The sequence below is a fragment of the Emticicia sp. TH156 genome, from assembly GCF_002855535.1.
In the GTDB taxonomy this organism is placed as follows: domain Bacteria; phylum Bacteroidota; class Bacteroidia; order Cytophagales; family Spirosomataceae; genus Emticicia; species Emticicia fluvialis.
Genome location: NZ_PKRS01000014.1, coordinates 16,896 through 36,161, shown reverse-complemented (window position 1 = coordinate 36,161; position 19,266 = coordinate 16,896). Strand labels below are relative to the sequence as shown.

Here is a 19,266-nt window from a genome sequence, read left to right as displayed (position 1 = left end):
TCGGACATTTAACTACAGCCAAAAACAACATAAAAGACTACATATCAATCATTTATATTTATTGGTATAGGGTTTGCAGATGCTTTATTCAAAGACCTGTTCCTTAATACAAAATTATGATAAGAAATTACTTGAAAGTTGCCTGGCGCAATTTATGGAAAAACAAAACATTCAGCCTGCTCAACATTATGGGTCTGGCTTTAGGTATGACCTGCAGCCTGCTTATTATGCTATGGTTGCAGGATGAATTACAAAAAGACAAGTTCCATAAAAACGGTAGCAGGCTTTACCGGGTTATGGAAAACCAGTTTTACGCCGGTGAAGTAGTTACCTACCCGTCCACTCCGGGCATTTTGTCTCAGCATATTACCAAAGACATTCCTGAGATTGAAATGGCCAGCCAGATACTCTGGGAAGAATCACCGCTTTTTACAGTAGGCGATATCTTTGAAAAAGAAAAAGGCCGTTATGTAAACGGCGATTTTTTGAATATGTTCAGTTTTGAACTGGCAGCAGGAGATGCCCGCACAGCACTGAAACGCCCCGACGGGGTGGTTATTTCTAGAAGAATTGCAGACAAGTACTTTCCTAATCAGGACCCTATGGGCAAAATCATCCGGGTTGATAACCGTGATGACGTAATGGTAACAGGTGTGCTTAAGCCAATTACCGAGCAGTCTTCTCTCAAGTTCGACTTCCTGATGAGCTATGACCGTTGGCTTAAAACCAACGAATGGGCCAAAGAATGGAGTAATAACGGGCCAAGATGCTACGTAATGCTCAACAAAAACGCCGATATCAAAAAGGTTCAGGCCAAAATAAAGGGCTATATCAAAACCAAAAATAAAGACAGTAACGTTGAGTTGTTTCTGCAACCTTATGAAGACGTTTATCTATACTCTAATTACAAAGCTGGTTTACAAGATGGCGGCCGCATAGACTACGTTAAGATGTTCAGCATTATAGCTGTTTTTATTCTTGTAATTGCCTGCATCAATTTCATGAACCTGGCCACGGCGCGTTCGGTAAAACGGGCTAAAGAGGTGGGTGTACGTAAAGTAGTTGGCGCAGTAAGATACTCTCTGATAGGCCAGTTTCTGGGAGAATCGCTAATTATCGCATTTTTAAGTTTGATTTTCGCCATTTTACTGGTATTTCTGATACTACCCGCGTTTAACACCCTTACCGACAAACACCTGAGCCTTAATTTTACCGACCCGCTTTTCCTGCTTATTCTGCTAGGCCTTACCATCATTACTGGTTTGGTAGCTGGTAGTTATCCGGCTTTGTTTATGTCTTCGCTCAAACCTGTAGTGGTACTGAAAGGCAGCCTGAAATTTAAACCCAGCGCTACGTTTTTCAGAAAAGGACTGGTTGTATTTCAGTTTTCACTTTCTATCATGCTTATTGTAGGCATGATGGTAGTGTACCGGCAAATACAATTTATACAAACCAAAAACCTGGGTTTCGACAAAGAAAATCTAATTTATTCGCCTATTGAAGGAGACCTCGGTGCCAATTTTACGGCCTTCAAGCAGGAGTTACTCAATATGCAGGGCATTAAATCTGTTACCAGCTCGCAGGCGGACCCACTGCAGGTTGGAAGCTCAACGCAAGGGGTGACTTGGCCCGGTAAAGATACCACCAAGACAATCCTGTTCTCGCAGAATCCGGTTTCTTTTGATTATCTGGCAACGATGGGCATACAATTGAAAGACGGGCGCGATTTCTCACCGTCTTTCAGCACAGATACCTCCAATTATATTATTAATGAAGAGGCAGCAAAAAAAATGGACATGAAAGACCCGGTTGGTAAAGAAATGACCATGTGGGGCAAAAAAGGCATTATTATTGGTTTGGTAAAAAGTTTTCATATCAATTCGTTGCATGAGAGTATTCCACCGCTGATTCTTAATTTTCAGAGAGGTAAAGAAAACTGGGGTCAGCTAATTGTGCGGGCGCAGGCAGGAAAAACCCGCGAAGCCCTGGCAAGTATGGAAAAAGCCTACAAGAAATTTAATCCGCGCTTTCCGTTTCAGTATTATTTTACCGACCAGGAGTTTGCCGACCAGTATAAAGGCGAAAACGTGGTAAGCAAGCTGGCAAATTACTTTGCATTTCTGGCCATTTTTATCTCTTGCCTGGGTTTATTTGGCCTGGCCATGTTTACCGCTGAACAACGCACTAAAGAAATTGGCGTAAGAAAAGTTCTGGGCGCAAGTGTATTTAGTATTACAGCTATGCTATCTAAAGATTTTCTGAAATTAGTATTTATTGCCGCTTTGATTGCGTTTCCGCTGGCGTGGTATCTGATGAAAAACTGGTTGCAAAAATACGCCTATCGTATTGAAATCCAGTGGTGGTTCTTTTTGGTGGCGGGTTTAGTAGCTGTGGCAATTGCTTTGCTGACTGTCAGCTATCAGTCAATCAAAGCAGCTTTGATGAATCCGATGAAATCTCTTAAATCTGAATAGAAAAAAGCAAATGGCATGTAGCATGGGGCAAAGGGTTTTTCACCTTATGCCCTTTGCCCTTACCCCCCTGCTCCGTTGTCTTCTGCACTAAACCAAATGAAACAATGGCACATATAGCTGTACCGATTCCGTCGCTTCCGGGTAAGCAGGATATCGAAATCGAAGTAACCATCAATGGTTTAAAACAAGAATTGCATTACAGAGTAGAGCTATTTTATTGGGACGAGTGCGAGTTTCCGATAATTGACCGCGCTGAGTGCATCAGAAACATGCTGGCTAGGTACGATCAGGACTGGACGCTCTATTACATTGGCGCCCCCACAGAAACGTTTGTGCCTATTACTTTTGTAAAACGAACCGATTTACCATTACAACGAAAACTTGCTGGAGCCGAAATTTGATACAACTTTACCCAACCATCTTTCAAACAGATTAAACATAACCCGGTATTGAATTGTGCCAGAGGCACCTATACCGGGTTTTATCTTTCTACACGCCATTTCTTTACATCGTTATGGTCGGCATCGCCAATCAGAAATCCGTAAGGACGCAGGCTTTCAATAGAATCGAATAACACTTTTATAATGGCCGTTATAGGTAATGCCAGCACAAGGCCAGACAACCCCCATAAGTTGCCAAAAACAATAAGCGCTATAATAGCCGCCATTGAATTGACACTCACCTTTGAGCCCACCACATAAGGTGTAATAAAATTACCCTCAAGAAACTGCACCCCTCCAAATAATGCGGCTACTCCAAATGCATACCAGGCCGAATCTTTGGTAATTAAAGCAAAAACTATGGGCAGTAAAGAGCCAATGGCCACGCCAATGTAGGGTATTAGCACAAGTATGGCTGCAAAAAAACCAAAGAAAAAGGCGTGCTCAATACCCATAATAAACAAACCCAGGGTGTTTAGTATGCCAATAATACCAATTACTATAATGAGACCTACCACGTAATTGACAATCACATCTTTCACTTTTTTCAAGACTACGTCTACCCGGTGGTTACTTACCGGCTTTAACGCTTTATAAAAAAACACACGGATGAAGTCGCGATAGAGCAACAATAAAAATACATAAAGCGGAATCAGGGTCAGGTTACCTAACAGCCCGGTGGTTGTTGATAAGGTATTGGTAATGATAGAACTATTGTTTTTCAGCAGTTCAGTCAGGTATTTCTGTCCTTCTATCCGCTGCTTGGTTCGGCTGATATGAAAAGTATCACGAATCAACAACTGAAAACTACGGTACCATTTTTCGGCTTTTTCAGTAAGTTGTGGCAGTACCTCTTCCAAATCTATTATCTGTACGTATATCATATAGCAAAACAGGCAGAAAAACGAAAGGGCCATCAGAATAGATATAAAAATAGCCATCCAGCGCGGTACCCCGTATTTTTCAAGAAACTGCGATACCGGTAATAAAAGCAGCGCAAAAAGCCCCGAAAACGTGAGCGGTATGAGCAAATCTTTCAGGATGTACATACCGTAAATGATAATGACCACCGAAATAAGCACATACGCTAGACGGGTATAAAATGGCTGCTGACGGACCTTCATACAGAGAGGTTAGAAATAAATTGGATACTAATAATTAGGAAACTTTCTGAAACAATCCAAAAATAACTAACTTGATTGCGATATTCAAACATTTACAGTGAATTAAAAAAATCCGCATATCGATGTTGTTTAAATTTTATATGTTTTTGTTTTCAATGAAAGTGGCGCTTTGCAATTGCTATCCTGAAATTCATAAAAGTGGATTTAATAGAGCCAAAGCCCATTACAAAATAACAAAAACCGGAGAATTAAAGGGAGTAGTGAATGAGAGTTCGGGGCTTACACCTTCTGCTAAACCTGGGTTGTACTGGACCCATAACGACAGCGGCGGAAAACCAGAATTATACCTTGTAGATACAAATGGAAATGTATCTGACACCCTGAAAATCAGCAATAGTAAAAATGTTGACTGGGAAGACCTTACCCACGATACCCGCGGATACATTTATATAGGCGATTTTGGCAATAACAGCCAGAAACGAAAAGACCTGGGCATTTACAGATTTAAAGATGGCCAGACAGATAAAATAACGTTTCGGTATGCAGACCAGACGGATTATCCGGCAAAGGAGCCGGTGTTTGATTGCGAGGCTTTTTTCTGGTTTAATAACAACCTCTATTTGTTTTCTAAGGATAAATCAACAAAACATGTATCGAAACTGTATGTAATGCCAGACAAACCCGGCGATTATACAGTAAGCCCCATAGACAGTATTTATATAAAAACGCAGGTTACGGCCGCTGATGTAAGCCCTGATGGTAAAGAATTTGCACTGCTTACCTATGGCAAAATCTTTACTTTTGAGATTGCGAATGGAAAGATTGATTTCTCTAAACCCAAAGGATGCATTAAAGTTGGCCGTAAACAAACCGAGGCTATTGTATATAGTAACAATACTGATTTTATTGTTACCAACGAGCAACGCAGTGTGTACACGCTAAGAAAAAAGAAGTAACCCGGTGGCAATTAGACTACCATTCTGGCAGATAGACCATCATTCAAGACTCGCCGCCAGGTCATGTACATTCTACGTACCGAACCTGCTTTTCTGCAAAAAACTTTATTTTTTCTCTGAATATTACTATCTTTGATTTAAATTATTATGCAAGCATACTTAAATGGAAACCTACGGCAAAATTCTTAACATAGCCATGCCGGTCTTTCTGGTATTGGTTTTATTAGAAAAACTCTATGGATGGGCTATCAGGAAAGAGTCATTCAAAACCATGGATATGCTCTCAAGCATGAGCTCGGGCTTTACCAATATTATTAAAGATGTATTAGGACTAAGCGTTTCTATTATCACTTATGACTACATGGTAAAACACTGGGCAATTTATAAAGTTGAGTCTACCATCTGGGTTTATATCATTGCTTTTGTTGCCTTAGACTTCTCTGGCTACTGGATACACCGCCTGAGCCACCAGATAAATTTCTTCTGGAACAAACACGCCATCCATCATAGCAGTGAAGAGTTCAACCTGGCATGTGCGTTACGGCAAAGTATTTCTTCGTTCGTTAATCTATTTACCGTTTTTCTGCTTCCGGCTGCATTGCTGGGGGTCGACAGCAAAGTAATTGCCATTGTGGCACCGCTGCATTTATTTGCGCAGTTCTGGTATCATACTGTCTATATTGGCAAACTGGGCTTTCTTGAAAAAATCATAGTTACCCCGTCGCACCACCGGGTACATCATGCCATTAATCCTGAGTATCTGGATAAAAACCATGCGCAGATATTCATTATCTGGGACAAACTCTTTGGCACATTTCAGGAAGAGCTACCCGATATACCCCCGGTTTATGGTATAACCAGACCGGTAAGCACCTGGAACCCGATTAAGATTAATTTTCAGCATTTGTGGTTACTGATGCAGGATGCTTACCATACTACTAGCTGGCGCGACAAACTGCGAATATGGTTTATGCCGACCGGCTGGAGACCCGCCGACGTATCAGAAAAGTATCCGGTTTTTAAAATTGAAGATCCTTATCATTTTGAAAAATACGCGCCTAAGTCTTCATTGCTGATGCAAACCTGGATCTGGGTGCAGTTCATTTTCACATTTGCGCTCATCAGTTATTTCTTTGCTAACCTGTCTGCCATTGGTAGCCCTGGTATCTTTATTTATGGTGGCTTCGTTTTTCTGATTGTTTTCAGCTATTCAGAGCTGATGGACAGAAACCCTTATGCCTTGCTGTACGAAACCCTTAAAAACCTGGCTGGTCTGTTTATTATTTACTATACCGGCAACTGGTTTGGTATCAGTACGCAGATACCCTGGGCGGTTTATGCCATTTCTGCTTATTTTATATTATCTACATTGGTAACCGCTTATTTTGTTTTTTACGACATCCGGAAAGACCTGGCGGTTGCCAAAGTAACCATGCAGAAAGTAGCACACTAGAAAGAGTGCTTGTCTGAACCAAAAAAGAGGGTCTGCAGAATTAAATCTGAGACCCTCTTTTTTGGTTATTTAACAGCTACTTCACACGTTCAAACAACATTTTGTAGGCGTGTTCATATCCTTGTTTAATTACCTCTCTGATATCGTTTGAGTTAAAATCTGTCAATTCCAGATGAATCGGCTCGTCAGGCCTGATAATATTCAGATTTACTTTTCTGGCCAGTTTAAAAGAACCAATCGTCATATAATTTTCGGCATAGTTTTCGGCCCATTCAATATCACTGTTTTCAAACTGGTTCACAGTTATGTCTTTTACGCGTTCTATCAGGCTCAGAAAATTACGGTAGTTAAAATGCTCAAGCGGGCGATGTTTGGGGTGCGTAGCTATGCAATAAATTTCAGTGGCGCCGTCTTCAATGGCTTTTTTTACGGGTACTACCTCTCTAAGGCCCCCGTCCATATATGCCTCGCGGTGGTCGCCGCCAATTTGTATAGCCGGCATAATAAACGGCAAAGAGCTACTGGCCCGCAGGTAGTCCAGAAAATATTGTTCCATGGGGTCGGCGTATTTCATGGCTCCTGTATTAATATTTACGGCGCCTACTTTCAGATAAACCGGACTCTTACGCAACAGGTTGGCATCAAGGTATTTTTTGAGTTTATCATGCAACGGATTAGTATCAATCAGGCCATTAAAGCGGCTCATGATGGTATCAATTCCCAATGAGAATCTTGATTTCAGGATACCGATATCGCTTGGGCGGGTTATGTTTTCAAGCCAGAATTTAAGTAGTTTTTTATTGACGAGGTCCCAGTTTATTTCACCTGTTTCAACGTGTTGCCGCCCGGCTTCATTTACCATAAAACTGGCATTAAGCGCCCCAGCCGAAATGCCATAAATCATTTCAGGCTTAAAGCCGGTTTCTAAAATTGCCTGAATGGCCCCTACCTGCCATGCTCCTTTCAACGAGCCTCCCCCCAAAACTAATGCCTTCATGAATAGTGGTTAAGTTAATTTAGATAAGCGAATTAGGAAATATTTACTAATTATTCAAATATACCGTACAAAATTAAATTTGGCTATCATTATTATCAGTTTTATATTTGAGCAAATTTTGATTACAATAACATACGCCAATTGTTGTGAGCTGAAACCAGATTCAGAAATCTTATTAAAGTAAAACAATTACCATATTTATTTGCATTAAAGCACTAATTATAGTATTATTTAAGTATTTCTGCATTAAAAATCAGGTTTAGGTTGTAACATTGCACTCTAAGAGTAAGCTATCTACTTGCTCAGGTCTAAATGTCTTTAAGTATAAAGCAAATACAGGCTCCGATTGAACAGGAGTTAAAAATTTTCGAGAAGAAATTCCGTCAGTCTATGAAAACTGATGTAATGCTGCTCGACCAGATAATGAGTTATATCGTACACCGTAAAGGCAAACAGGTACGCCCTATGTTTGTTTTTCTGACGGCAGGTACGTTAGGTTCTATCAGCGAATCTACGCACCGTGGGGCAGCCATGATTGAATTGCTTCATACAGCCACCCTGGTACATGACGACGTAGTGGACGACTCAAACTACCGCCGTGGATTCTTCTCTATCAATGCGCTCTGGAAAAACAAAATAGCAGTGCTTGTGGGCGACTACCTGCTGTCGCGGGGGTTGCTGCTCAGTGTTAAAAATCAGGATTTTCAGTTGCTCGAAATCATGTCTACGGCCGTAAAAGAAATGAGCGAGGGCGAGCTGTTGCAAATGGAAAAAGCCCGCAGGCTTGATATAACCGAAGACCTTTATTATGACGTTATCCGGCAAAAAACTGCTTCTCTCATAGCTTCCTGTTGTGCTGTTGGGGCTGCTTCTGTGGGTGCAGATGAAACCACAATTGCCAGGGCCAAACTATTGGGAGAAAAAATTGGCATGGCGTTTCAGATAAAAGACGATTTGTTTGACTACGGAGATGCCGAAATCGGTAAACCTACCGGTATAGATATCAAGGAGAAAAAGATGACACTTCCGCTCATTTATGCCCTGAACAATGCCGGTTGGTCTGAAAAACGCAGAATCATTAATCTGGTAAAAAACCATTCTGAAAACCCCAAAAAGGTAGACGAGGTAATTACGTTTGTGAAGCAGTCTGGTGGTATTCATTACACTACCGACGTCATGAAACGCTATGTGGCAGAAGCCAAAGAAATACTGTTTACTTTCCCTGAGTCTGTCTACCGCCAGTCATTACACGACCTGATACAGTTTACCATTGAACGTACCAAGTAAACTTTTCCAATCAAAAGGCATAAATCTTCAATAAAAACAAAATTGATTAAATTTACCGTAAAATTAATTTTTACAATTAATTCAACACATTCAATCAATATGTTATTTTCAGAATGTTTTTTATTTTCAAAATAAAATGAAAATATATTTATTATTCCCGCTTCTGTTCGTTATTTCAGCCATTGCATACGGGCAACAAACCATGCAAAAGAGTATTGACGTAAATAAACTGAATGACTACCTGCGGCAGCTTCCGGCAACAATAAAAGTATCTATGGTAGCAGAGAGCGTTACAGGGCACAGGTACTTTGCTTATAGACCTGAAGCAATAGTACCGGCTGCAAGTGTGATTAAGATACCTGTTCTAATAGAACTGATGGACCAGGCAGGGAAGCAGAAAATAGAACTGACTAAAATTTATAAACTAACCGCGGCCGATAAAACCGGAGGTTCAGGCATTATAGCCGGTATGCCTGATGGCAAGGAATTTACACTCAGAGAACTGGCTCAGGAGATGATACATTCAAGCGATAACACAGCTACCAATGTGCTGATACGAGAAGTAGGCATGAAAGCAATTAATGATAATTTAATAAGGCTGGGTAGTACGCATACTCGCCTGAACCGTATAATGATGGATACACTGGCTGCCAGACAAGGCCGGGAAAACTATGTAAATGCAGTAGAAATTAACGATTTGCTTCGTAAAATCTACAACAACAATATAGCAACACCGGCTTTGTGTAAGGAAATGCTGGAAATACTGAAAAACTGTGCCGATACCACCACCATACCAAGATACCTGCCCAGGCAGGTGGCCATAGCCCATAAGACAGGAGAATTGAGCTACGTACGTGGAGATGCCGGTATTGTTTATACCGGCAACCCGTTTATATTATCTGTATTTGTTGAAGGCTTTGATGAAATGAGCCAGGCAGAAAAAATTATAGGTGACTTAGCCCTGATATGCTGGGAAAGCCTGAAATAAAGAGCTTAATCACGTTTTTTGGGTTCATATTTGGGTGGAGCATACAAAAACCCGAATGCCTCGGCGCCCTCTTTGGTATGTACCCTGTGGTGCACATAATGCGCATTTATAATTCTTTTGAGATACTTGTTTTTGGCCACAAACTTTATTTTTACTCTTCTGTGCACGATGATGTCATGAAAAACAAAATAAGCTACGCCATAGCAGGTAACGCCTGCGCCTATCCAGGTAAGGTACCAGAAGTCAGGATTCAAATCGCCATAAATAATGGTTGAAGCAGCCACAATACTAAAAACAATAGCGTAATAATCGTTTTTTTCAAAAAAACCCTTGTGGTGATTATGGTGGTCTTTGTGCCAGTTCCAGCCGAAGCCGTGCATAATGTATTTGTGCGAGAACCAGGCCATAAATTCCATAAAGCAGAAAGTGCCTGCTACAATTGCCACTTTTATTAAAAACATTTTAGTGCGGTTATTTTAGGTTTAAATCTATAAAATTTTCGTTATCGTCTTCTTAACACAAAATTAGCGTCGATTGTTTGAAAAAGCATCCAGAAGATTTATAATTTTGAACCCTGTTCAATCCGTAACACCAATAATATTCTATAAATAAATTTTAAACAATGAAACGTCTTATCTATCTACTACTGTTGTTAAGCCTGCCTGTCTTAGCACAAAAACCACAGAAGGCAGCCACACCTGCCAAACCTAAACTGGTGCTGGGTATTATGGTTGACCAGATGCGCTATGACTACCTGGAGCGTTATTACAGCAAATATGGCAACGGTGGCTTTAAGCGACTGATGAACCAGGGCTTTAACTGCCGCAATAACCATTACCATTATGCCAGCACTATAACAGGCCCGGGCCACGCTGCAGTATATACGGGCTCAGTGCCGGCCGTGAATGGCATTATTGGCAATGACTGGTATGACCCTTTTCTAAATAAAGTAGTTTATGTGGCTGAAGACACAACAGTAACAGCTGTAGGAACCGACATAGCTGGCACAGAAGGCAAGCGGTCGCCGGTGAATATGAAAACCACAACCATTACAGACCAGTTGCGTCTGGCTACGCAGTTTAAATCTAAAGTAATTGGTATTGCCGCCAAAGACCGTGGAGGTATTCTTCCGGCAGGGCATTCGGCCAATGCAGCTTACTGGTTTGATGGCAAATCGGGCAATTGGATTACAAGCACCTACTACATGAAAGAACTACCGGAATGGGTAAAAAGCTTTAACGCCAGAAAATTGCCAGACTATTACAAAAGCCAGAAATGGAACACGTTATTCCCGATTGAGCAGTACACTGAAAGTGATGAAGACAATCAGGAATATGAAAACGTAATGAGCGGTGAGAAACTGCCGGTTTTTCCGCATGCTATCAATAATAATAATGCCATTCTTACCTCTCCGTTCGGCAATAACATGACCAAAGAAATAGCTTTGGCTGCATTGAAAAACGAGAAAATGGGCCAGGGCCAATATACCGACTTCCTTTGTGTGAGTTTCTCTTCACCAGACTACGTTGGCCATGCCACCGGAACTCATTCTATTGAAACCGAAGATACCTATCTGCGCCTTGATAAAGACATTGAAGAAATTCTTAATTATCTGGATGCCACATTAGGCAAAGGTACCTACACGGTTTTTCTGACCGCCGACCACGCTGCGGCTGATATACCGGCTTTTTTACGTAAAAATAAATTGCCCGGTGGTGTTTGGGAAGGCTCAAAAGAAGTAAACTATCTGAATGGCCGCATTACAGAAAAATACGGCCCAGGCAAATGGATATTGTCTACAGATAATTATCAGTTGACCATGAACCGTGAACTGATGAAGAAAAATAATGTGAGCATGAACGATATGTTCAAACTGGTAAAAGAAGAACTGATTTCATTGGGTTCGCCGGTTTATCAGGTGGTTAACTTTCATGATATGGCCAATACGGTTATCCCGCCGTTTTATAAAACACTGGTTGAAAACGTATATAACCCTAAGCGCAGTGGCGATTTTATGATTCTGCTTGAGCCGGGCTGGTTCCATAGCGGAAGCAAAAAGGGCACCACCCATGGCACTATGTGGCAATATGACCGCCACGTACCACTTCTATGGTATGGCTGGAATATACCGGCAGGAGAAACTACCGAACAAACCTATGTATCAGACATTGCCGCTACGCTTGCCGCCTTGCTTAAAATCCAGGAGCCAAGCGGTTGTGTAGGTAAGCCTATTCAAGCTATTTTGAAGAAATAAACTGTAAAACGGCTGCCACCTGGCAAGCCGGAAAATACTAAATAAAATAAAAAAACGTTTTTCAAGACCACGGGAAGGGATATCTTTCCGGTCTGGAAAACGTTTTTTCGTTTACAGTACAGATTGCCAATGCAACTATTTATTTATTTTGAACATCTATCAATCAACATAACCACAATAAAATGCGCCGGTATCTATCCTTCATTCTCGTTTTTATATCGTTGGTCTCCTCGGCACAAAAGCCCGGCAATTACCTCATTCAGGTAGGGAAACTCTATGATGCCGAACAAAAGAAGTTCGTTACCAATCAGAAAATACTTATTGAAAACGGCATTATTAAAGATGTAGGCGCCCAGGTGGCTCAAAAAAAACGAACAAAAATCATTAATTTAAGTAACTGCACAGCCACTCCGGGGCTAATTGATATGCACAGCCATTTGTTACTACACCAGAAACAAACGGCTGATGGCATGGTGGAAGGCTCAAAACTGGCAGCGGCAGAACGCCTGAAGCAGGGACAAGAATTTGCGAGACAAAATCTGGAGGCAGGCTTGACAACGCTAAGGGATCTGGGTAATTCAGGGCAATATCTGGACCTTGCACTTAAAAAACAACTAACCGGAACACCCGCTCCAACTTTGTATGTATCGGGGCCTATTATTAGCCCTCCGGGTGGTCAGTTTGGTAACCTGACCCCTGCCGACAGTTTTGTTATTAAACAGGAATACAGAGTTGTAAAAGGTGCCGCTGATGCAAAGACAGCTGTGCTTGAACACATAAAAATGGGTGTAGATGTGATAAAAGTTTGTATGAATACCGATAACCGTGTTTTATCTCCTGACGAAATTGCAATTATTGTAAAAACTGCACATGAAAACGGTATTCCTGTAACTGCACATGCTACTTATGACGAATCGGCGCGTGATGCCGTTCTGGCGGGTGTCAACGGCATTGAGCATGGCTATGTCTTATCTGACAGCACGCTTGAATTGATGGCGAAACGCGGCACCTATCTGGTACCGACAGATGTAACCAAAGAACAGGCCATGATTCTGGTAGATGGCGTGGGTATGAAAGGCAAAGAGGCCGAAAATTATGCTAATAGTTTTCTGAAAAGCGTACATGACAGGCTGAATCGTGCGGTGAGCAAGGGCGTTACCATTGTAGCAGGCTCGGATTATTACCTCAACATTGATGCCTTACCCCGTGGCAAAGGCGCCGTAGGTGTAATATTATCATATCATGAGGCGGGTATTCCGGTTACTGAAGTATTACAATATGCCACTGTTAATGCCGCTAAAGCCCTCGGCGCATCTGAAAGCATCGGAAAGATAAAAAAAGGCATGAAAGCCGATATTGTCTTCTTCAACGGAGATCTTGAAAATGATTTTGCCAATGCCCTGTTCAACGTACAAATGGTAGTAAAAAATGGTGTTTCGGTATATTCAAAGGGTAGTAAGGAAACTTCAAAATAGGTTTTTAGTACAATAAAGCCGGGAAAATTAACTCCCGGCTTTAAAAGCTATCATGGCAACTGATATTTAACATAAAGGCCTTCAGAATGCTCAAACTTGCCATTCTGTACATCGTAATGAGGCTCAACGCGCAACGAAACATTTAACCCGTCTATCACTTTCCAGTCTCTTACCAATCTCAGAACCAGAATGCTACGGTAGGCTTCGTACCAGTCTGAATACCCAAATTTACGCGAGTACGACTGGAACAAATCATTACCCATTGGCGAATTGAAAAAATGCCCGAACCAATAACTTACCCCTACCTGATATTTAGGATTCTGCCAATAGCTGTTCAGATAATAGGCGCTTCCCTGAAAAGGCGACTCATAATAGCTTACATAATAATTGTCGGCTGTCAGTGTTTGTGTCTTGGTTAGTTCTTTCTGTACCCTAACCCCTACTGCACTATTGAAAAGCGTGCGTACCGGCTGAGTTGACTGAATATTCTGCCCGCCCATATGATAGATACTCCCCTGAACCAGGCCTTTCAGTTTAAAGCTCTTTACCATCACGCCAGGGCTTATAAAAGACGTGCCTCCCCAGATATATTCCTGACGGGTTTGTCCGGGGCTGGTGCTTTGTTGCATATCAATCCAGGAATCAAAAAATGTTTCATCTTTTATGTCTGTTTTGCCAATGGTACCTGTCTTATTGTATTTAACCTGTATTCCACGTTCGAGCGGATTAGTAACCAGGCGCTCGAAACTCAACATGGGTTCTATCATCCGGTGGTTAATGTTGGCATCGAGATTACCAATCAGAAACTGCCAGTTATTCTGTTTAATACGCACAGTAAAAGTAGGTTCAAGGTCTTTAAGTCCTTTCGCGCCAAAGTCTTTACGGGCAAATCCGCCCAATTCTAACTGTACTTTTTCATGTGGCTGATAGCTTATTCTGGGGTTAATATAAGTACCAAAAAGCGTGTAGCCGTCTGCTATATAATTAAAATATTCGTTGTTTCGCACATAACTTAACGCCGAAAACCTGAATTGAACTTTTCCAAGTTTAGACCTATTATAAGAATAGGAATCCTCCAGCGATGTTGTATTGGTCTGAGCCTGCAATTTCAAGGAGGTGGCAAGCAAAATTGTCATACAAAAAATTTTCCAATTATAAAATCCGTTCATCATTAAAAAAAACCGTTTATCATTTTTTAAGTGTATAATATTCATATTTTTTATATCTTTGTATTGTAATCAAGCATAACAAATCAATAAATCCGGCATGACAGAAAGTTTTAAAACAAGCAAAAAACAGCAAAAATACTGATTGTATTTTTTTTATAAAGTTCCTTTAAAAAACTAATCAGTCTTATAGATTTACTTTCTTAACGGTAGGAAAGTAAAGAAAAAAAACGGAAAACAGGCATAGCGGGTTAGTTTTTAAATTTTTAACAAGACACAAGAGCATAGATTGTGTAAAGCGGGAAAAGGTTGGAAAATATTCATTAGCACCTATTGTTTACAGATAAATATTAACCTTAAAATTATTCCTGAAATGAAAACGCTTAAAATCATCCTTTTTGCTGTAATCGGCATTATTGCTCTTGCACTTGTTGCGGCTATGTTTGTTAAAGAAGACTACGCAGTAGAAAAAGAAGTGATTATAAACAAACCCAAAGCTGTGGTCTTTGACTATGTAAAGTATTTGAAAAACCAGAACAATTTCAGTGTCTGGGCAAGTATGGACCCACAAATGAAGAAGACCTTTAAGGGAACAGACGGAACCACAGGTTTTGTGTCGGCCTGGCAAAGTAAAAACGAAGATGTAGGTACTGGCGAACAAACCATTATAAATGTAGTAGAGGGCCAAAGAATAGATTATATGCTCCGTTTTATTGAGCCGTTTGAATCAAGCGCCAATGCCTATATGGCTACCGAAAGCGTAGATTCAACCCATACCAAAGTAAAATGGGGTTTCTCAGGAAAAATGGAGTATCCAACCAATCTGATGCTTGTTTTTATGAGTATGGACCAGATGATTGGCAAAGATTTTGAAACCGGACTAAATAATCTGAAAGGCATACTGGAGAAATAAGTTCAAGCTGAATATTAATAGCAAAACCCAAATTTGTGAATAAAATTATGAAAACTGCATTGAGCAAAAAACAAAACCGTTTCTACTGTTTCGACCTGCTGAAAATGGCTAGTCAGCAGGATGCCGACAAAAAAATCAAAGATGTGTTGATAGTGTCGGATTTATTAGCAAATTTTCAGCGGTTAATTGAGGAAAAATGCATACCTCCTACCCTCAATGCACCCATGAAATAATTTATCAATCTGACAACTTAGTTTATAATTTTCAATAACAATAAATAATGGCAGCAGAAAAAGAAAACAACAGCGACAAATTGAAGATTCTCCAGACTACCATGGAGAAAATAGATAAAACCTTTGGTAAAGGTACGATTATGCGCCTGAGCGATACTAAAGTTTTAGAGATTCCATCTATTTCTACAGGATCTCTCGGCCTTGACCTTGCTTTGGGCGTGAATGGTTTTCCGAAAGGACGTATCATTGAAATTTATGGGCCTGAATCATCAGGTAAAACAACTCTTGCCATGCAGGCAATTGCAGAAGCGCAAAAAAGCGGTGGCATAGCAGCCTTTATTGATGCAGAGCATGCGTTCGACCGGGTTTATGCTCAGAAACTGGGCATTGATACCAAAAACCTGCTTATCTCTCAGCCAGATTACGGCGAGCAGGCATTGGAAATTGCCGAACACCTGATTAGCTCAGGCGCAATTGATATTTGCGTGATTGACTCAGTAGCAGCTTTGGTGCCTAAAGCGGAGTTGGAAGGAGAAATGGGCGACAGCAAGATGGGTCTGCAGGCACGTATGATGTCTCAAGCCATGCGTAAACTGACAGGTACTATCAACAAAACGGGCTGTTGTTGTATATTCATCAACCAGTTGCGTGACAAAATCGGTGTCATGTTCGGTAACCCTGAAACAACCACAGGTGGTAACGCCCTTAAATTCTATGCGTCGGTCAGAATTGATATTCGTCGTATCGGGGCTATTAAAGACGGTGACGAAGTGTTAGGTAACCGCACCAGAGTGAAGGTTGTGAAAAACAAAGTGGCGCCACCGTTTAAAGTAGTTGAGTTTGATATCCTTTACGGGCAAGGTGTTTCTAAAGCCGGTGAAATACTTGATTTAGCAGTAGACCTTGAAATTGTGAAAAAAGCAGGTTCATGGTTCTCTTATAATGGCAGCAAGCTCGGACAAGGTCGTGATGGCGTTAGAGATATGCTGAAAGATAACCCTGAGCTATTAGCTGAACTGGAAGAGAAAATCAAAGCTACTGTAGCCAGTGATGCGGATGCCTTGATGGATACTAAGCCGGGTGATCAGGATGGTATAGTTGATAGCGACGAATAGTATTTTTCTATTACTATATTTTCCAAGAAGACCGCCCTTTAGGGTGGTCTTCTTTTATTGTTAAGCAATAAGAATTATGGCTGAAACCCTTCCAGCACCTTATACTCCCCTGGTTGCAAATCTCCTAATTCCAGAGTGCCAATTCTTACCCGCATGAGTTTCAACACTTCATAGTGCAGTTTATAACACATACGCCGTATTTGTCGGTTAAGGCCTTGTACTAACGTGATTCTGAAAGTAAAAGCATCCAGTTTTTCTATAGTACATGGCAAGGTTGTTTTTCCCATAATCTTAATCCCGCCTGCCATAGTTTTCAGAAAATAACCGTCAATTTCTTTATCTACTGTTACAATATATTCTTTTTCAGTTTTGTTTTCGTTCCGCAACACTTTGTCATAAAGTGTGCCGTCGTTGGTGAGTAGTAATAACCCTTCTGATTCTTTGTCGAGCCTCCCAACAGGGAAAAGCTCTTCTTCAAATGGCAGAATGTTTTTCAGATTGTGAGGTATAGCGGCATTCAATGTTGTTTCTATACCTCTGGGTTTGTAAAAAGCCACGTGAACGAGTCTTTTTCCTCTTCTCAGCACTTCATTATTATAAATCACCTCATCAGTCCGGCTTAACTCTACATTGGTTTTAACGGCATTTCCATTTATCAAAACATGGCCGGAAAGAATTATTTGCAAGGCCTGCCGGTTAGAAACCTGTAATTTTTTAACCAACAGATATTGAAGCCTGTTTCTGAAAGTCATGAGTTATCAGGCAATTTCGGTTCTACCATAACTACTTCTTCTTTTTCAACAATCACCTGCCCTTCGGCTAAATCTTTGGTTTTGCGTACAAATTTCTTTTGGGTAAGTATCACCGGTGCCAGTGTTTCATTCCGTCTTTTAGAAAAATAGGCAGCCAAAGAGGCCGCTGCTTCCTTCACCGAATTTGGAATCTTCTTACCTGCTTTGTATTTCACCAACACATGTGAGCCCTGGGCATCTCGTGCATGCAGCCAAAGGTCTTCTTTATAGGCATACTGTTGGGTAAGCACATCGTTGTTTTTAGCGTTGCGGCCCACCAGTATTTCAAAACCTTCTACCTCAAACCGCTTGAATAAATCTTTGTAAGATATAGCCTTTGTAGTATTACGGCTGAGCTTATGGGTTTTCAGATAATTACGCAGGACTTTCAGATGCTCGGCCTCTTCAATTTTTTCAATGTGCAGGTTGATACTTTTCAGGAGTTCCTCGCGGTTTTCAATGTTCTCCATTATTTTCTCAATCTCAATCTTCTCATTTTTGGCCTTGCGGTAAAAGTTCTCTGCGTTTTTCTGCGGAGTCAGGTCGGCTCGCAGTTTAATGGCAATATCCTGATTCCGGTAGAAATCAAACAGCTCCACTTTCTCAGCCCGTTCAGGTATCTGATGCAGATTGGCCATTAATATATGTCCTATTTCCTCATTCTTAATCTCCGAATCAATTGCCTCCAATCTCTGGTAAGCATCTTTCAGATATAGCTCTGTTTGCTTTTTCTCTTTATTCAGTTTCCGGAGTATATCAGTCTTTTCTTTATCAAGCGTACTTACTTTGTTGTATTGAACATAAAAAGCATTGATGGCTTCCATGGGTTCCTGAAACTCCTGCAGTACCTCTCCCATTGGTAAAAGTGAGAGGTGGATTTCATGCTGCCAGCGTATGAGATAAAAACTCGGATACTCCAGTTGATGCACCATCTTTTGTATGCTCTCCCAGGTCAGTGGTTCCTGTTCAAGATAGGCGTTTACCAGTTTCCCAAAAGTTGGAAACAGCTTTCTGTGATCCTGATTATTTGCTATGAAAGCCTCATACGACTGGTCGATTGGACGGTCAAGTGAATGAATGTCCAGGTTTTTGTCGGCTACAATACGGCTATGAAAAAGGTCTATTACCTCGCCGTTACTGCACAGAATTATATTTGAACGGTTACCATACATCTTGAAAACCAACGAAAACCCCTGATCAAAATCAATAGCTAAGCAGCGTTCGTTCAAAAACTGCCGCACGCCCCGTACTTCTAAATCAAGAAGCTGGCTAAACAAATCAATGCTGTTTTTTCTGGCCCTCTCAAACTGGTCGGTAAAATAAAGGCAAGAGAAATCGGGAAAGACAACTGCTTTTATATAAAACTCTTTATAATTCTTCTTTTTTCCGCGGGCAGCAGCAAAGCCCAAAACCAGTTCGTCTTTCTCCTGACTGAAACACTCCATCAATTTCAATCCACTGATTTTCGTTTCAATCTGCCTGGTAAGCTGCCTTAAGAAATAATAATTATTTTGCACAATTAATCAGTATTTAGTAGGCAAAGGTAGCTTAAAATACCGATATATGCATTTCTGCACCTATATTGGTATTGGCGCATAGC

The 19,266-nt window shown here is 41.0% G+C and carries 17 protein-coding genes; 11 read left to right on the top strand and 6 right to left on the bottom strand.

From position 1 onward, the window contains the following. Positions 1-116 precede the first annotated feature (116 nt). Together C0V77_RS21175 and C0V77_RS21170 are read left to right on the top strand one after the other, a co-directional pair. Entirely contained in the window at positions 117-2,474 is a 2,358-nt protein-coding gene (locus C0V77_RS21175; RefSeq protein WP_101728391.1) for an ABC transporter permease, read from the top strand. Between the two features lie 104 nt (positions 2,475-2,578). Next, positions 2,579-2,875, top strand: coding sequence for a hypothetical protein (locus C0V77_RS21170; RefSeq protein WP_101728390.1), 297 nt, complete (start codon positions 2,579-2,581; stop codon positions 2,873-2,875). Positions 2,876-2,955: 80 nt separating this feature from the next. Here C0V77_RS21170 and C0V77_RS21165 read toward each other — a convergent pair whose 3' ends face one another. Then, the gene (locus tag C0V77_RS21165) at positions 2,956-4,038 is read right to left on the bottom strand and encodes an AI-2E family transporter (RefSeq protein WP_101728389.1); all 1,083 of its coding nucleotides are present in this window, start codon (positions 4,036-4,038) and stop codon (positions 2,956-2,958) included. 140 nt (positions 4,039-4,178) lie between these two features. Here C0V77_RS21165 and C0V77_RS21160 point away from each other — a divergent pair, with 140 nt between their 5' ends. Continuing rightward, the gene (locus C0V77_RS21160) at positions 4,179-4,994 is read left to right on the top strand and encodes a hypothetical protein (RefSeq protein WP_158237985.1); all 816 of its coding nucleotides are present in this window, start codon (positions 4,179-4,181) and stop codon (positions 4,992-4,994) included. Positions 4,995-5,157: 163 nt separating this feature from the next. Continuing rightward, complete coding sequence (locus C0V77_RS21155) at positions 5,158-6,447, top strand: sterol desaturase family protein (RefSeq protein WP_101728387.1); 1,290 nt, start codon at positions 5,158-5,160, stop codon at positions 6,445-6,447. A gap of 76 nt (positions 6,448-6,523) precedes the next feature. Here C0V77_RS21155 and C0V77_RS21150 read toward each other — a convergent pair whose 3' ends face one another. Further along, a complete protein-coding gene (locus tag C0V77_RS21150) occupies positions 6,524-7,444 on the bottom strand; it encodes a patatin-like phospholipase family protein (protein ID WP_101728386.1) in 921 nt (306 codons plus the stop codon). 312 nt (positions 7,445-7,756) lie between these two features. Here C0V77_RS21150 and C0V77_RS21145 point away from each other — a divergent pair, with 312 nt between their 5' ends. Further along, positions 7,757-8,731 carry a polyprenyl synthetase family protein gene (locus C0V77_RS21145; protein ID WP_101728385.1) on the top strand — a complete coding sequence of 325 codons (975 nt, stop codon included), beginning with the start codon at positions 7,757-7,759 and terminating at the stop codon, positions 8,729-8,731. A 136-nt stretch (positions 8,732-8,867) separates the two neighbouring features. Further along, entirely contained in the window at positions 8,868-9,719 is an 852-nt protein-coding gene (locus C0V77_RS21140) for a serine hydrolase (protein WP_101728384.1), read from the top strand. A gap of 5 nt (positions 9,720-9,724) precedes the next feature. Here the strand turns inward: C0V77_RS21140 and C0V77_RS21135 are convergent, their stop codons facing one another. Continuing rightward, complete coding sequence (locus C0V77_RS21135; RefSeq protein WP_229236343.1) at positions 9,725-10,180, bottom strand: beta-carotene hydroxylase; 456 nt, start codon at positions 10,178-10,180, stop codon at positions 9,725-9,727. Positions 10,181-10,341: 161 nt separating this feature from the next. Here C0V77_RS21135 and pafA point away from each other — a divergent pair, with 161 nt between their 5' ends. Together pafA and C0V77_RS21125 are read left to right on the top strand one after the other, a co-directional pair. Continuing rightward, positions 10,342-11,973, top strand: coding sequence for an alkaline phosphatase PafA (gene pafA / locus C0V77_RS21130; protein WP_101728383.1), 1,632 nt, complete (start codon positions 10,342-10,344; stop codon positions 11,971-11,973). A 182-nt stretch (positions 11,974-12,155) separates the two neighbouring features. Continuing rightward, on the top strand, positions 12,156-13,448 hold the full coding sequence (locus C0V77_RS21125) for an amidohydrolase family protein (RefSeq protein ID WP_101728382.1): 1,293 nt from the start codon (positions 12,156-12,158) through the stop codon (positions 13,446-13,448). 50 nt (positions 13,449-13,498) lie between these two features. Here the strand turns inward: C0V77_RS21125 and C0V77_RS21120 are convergent, their stop codons facing one another. Beyond that, positions 13,499-14,584 (bottom strand): hypothetical protein, encoded by a 1,086-nt coding sequence (locus C0V77_RS21120; RefSeq protein WP_143706153.1) that lies wholly within the window; start codon positions 14,582-14,584, stop codon positions 13,499-13,501. A 403-nt stretch (positions 14,585-14,987) separates the two neighbouring features. Here C0V77_RS21120 and C0V77_RS21115 point away from each other — a divergent pair, with 403 nt between their 5' ends. The 3 genes from C0V77_RS21115 to recA are packed head-to-tail and all read left to right on the top strand — an operon-like array spanning position 14,988 to position 16,875. Next, positions 14,988-15,527, top strand: coding sequence for an SRPBCC family protein (locus tag C0V77_RS21115; protein WP_101728437.1), 540 nt, complete (start codon positions 14,988-14,990; stop codon positions 15,525-15,527). Positions 15,528-15,574: 47 nt separating this feature from the next. Next, complete coding sequence (locus tag C0V77_RS21110) at positions 15,575-15,760, top strand: hypothetical protein (protein WP_101728380.1); 186 nt, start codon at positions 15,575-15,577, stop codon at positions 15,758-15,760. 47 nt (positions 15,761-15,807) lie between these two features. After that, positions 15,808-16,875: a recombinase RecA gene (gene recA, locus C0V77_RS21105; RefSeq protein WP_101728379.1), complete on the top strand. Its 1,068-nt coding sequence runs from the start codon at positions 15,808-15,810 to the stop codon at positions 16,873-16,875. A gap of 74 nt (positions 16,876-16,949) precedes the next feature. On the opposite strand, the gene C0V77_RS21100 is transcribed toward recA, so the two are convergent. Both C0V77_RS21100 and C0V77_RS21095 read right to left on the bottom strand, forming a co-directional pair. After that, on the bottom strand, positions 16,950-17,627 hold the full coding sequence (locus tag C0V77_RS21100; protein ID WP_101728378.1) for a pseudouridine synthase: 678 nt from the start codon (positions 17,625-17,627) through the stop codon (positions 16,950-16,952). Beyond that, a complete protein-coding gene (locus C0V77_RS21095) occupies positions 17,624-19,183 on the bottom strand; it encodes an NFACT RNA binding domain-containing protein (protein ID WP_101728377.1) in 1,560 nt (519 codons plus the stop codon). The genes C0V77_RS21100 and C0V77_RS21095 overlap by 4 nt, the downstream gene beginning before the upstream one ends. Between the last annotated feature and the right edge of the window lie 83 nt (positions 19,184-19,266).

What these genes read in the sequence shown, in the direction of transcription:
- C0V77_RS21160 (WP_158237985.1), top strand. Translation starts at nt 4,179, where the DNA reads ATGTTTTTGTTTTCAATGAAAGTGGCGCTTTGCAATTGCTATCCTGAA.
- C0V77_RS21135 (WP_229236343.1), bottom strand. Translation starts at nt 10,180, where the DNA reads ATGTTTTTAATAAAAGTGGCAATTGTAGCAGGCACTTTCTGCTTTATG.
- C0V77_RS21120 (WP_143706153.1), bottom strand. Translation starts at nt 14,584, where the DNA reads ATGACAATTTTGCTTGCCACCTCCTTGAAATTGCAGGCTCAGACCAAT.
- C0V77_RS21175 (WP_101728391.1), top strand. Translation starts at nt 117, where the DNA reads ATGATAAGAAATTACTTGAAAGTTGCCTGGCGCAATTTATGGAAAAAC.
- C0V77_RS21150 (WP_101728386.1), bottom strand. Translation starts at nt 7,444, where the DNA reads ATGAAGGCATTAGTTTTGGGGGGAGGCTCGTTGAAAGGAGCATGGCAG.
- C0V77_RS21170 (WP_101728390.1), top strand. Translation starts at nt 2,579, where the DNA reads ATGGCACATATAGCTGTACCGATTCCGTCGCTTCCGGGTAAGCAGGAT.
- C0V77_RS21115 (WP_101728437.1), top strand. Translation starts at nt 14,988, where the DNA reads ATGAAAACGCTTAAAATCATCCTTTTTGCTGTAATCGGCATTATTGCT.
- C0V77_RS21145 (WP_101728385.1), top strand. Translation starts at nt 7,757, where the DNA reads ATGTCTTTAAGTATAAAGCAAATACAGGCTCCGATTGAACAGGAGTTA.
- C0V77_RS21140 (WP_101728384.1), top strand. Translation starts at nt 8,868, where the DNA reads ATGAAAATATATTTATTATTCCCGCTTCTGTTCGTTATTTCAGCCATT.
- C0V77_RS21110 (WP_101728380.1), top strand. Translation starts at nt 15,575, where the DNA reads ATGAAAACTGCATTGAGCAAAAAACAAAACCGTTTCTACTGTTTCGAC.
- C0V77_RS21155 (WP_101728387.1), top strand. Translation starts at nt 5,158, where the DNA reads ATGGAAACCTACGGCAAAATTCTTAACATAGCCATGCCGGTCTTTCTG.
- pafA (WP_101728383.1), top strand. Translation starts at nt 10,342, where the DNA reads ATGAAACGTCTTATCTATCTACTACTGTTGTTAAGCCTGCCTGTCTTA.
- C0V77_RS21100 (WP_101728378.1), bottom strand. Translation starts at nt 17,627, where the DNA reads ATGACTTTCAGAAACAGGCTTCAATATCTGTTGGTTAAAAAATTACAG.
- C0V77_RS21165 (WP_101728389.1), bottom strand. Translation starts at nt 4,038, where the DNA reads ATGAAGGTCCGTCAGCAGCCATTTTATACCCGTCTAGCGTATGTGCTT.
- recA (WP_101728379.1), top strand. Translation starts at nt 15,808, where the DNA reads ATGGCAGCAGAAAAAGAAAACAACAGCGACAAATTGAAGATTCTCCAG.
- C0V77_RS21125 (WP_101728382.1), top strand. Translation starts at nt 12,156, where the DNA reads ATGCGCCGGTATCTATCCTTCATTCTCGTTTTTATATCGTTGGTCTCC.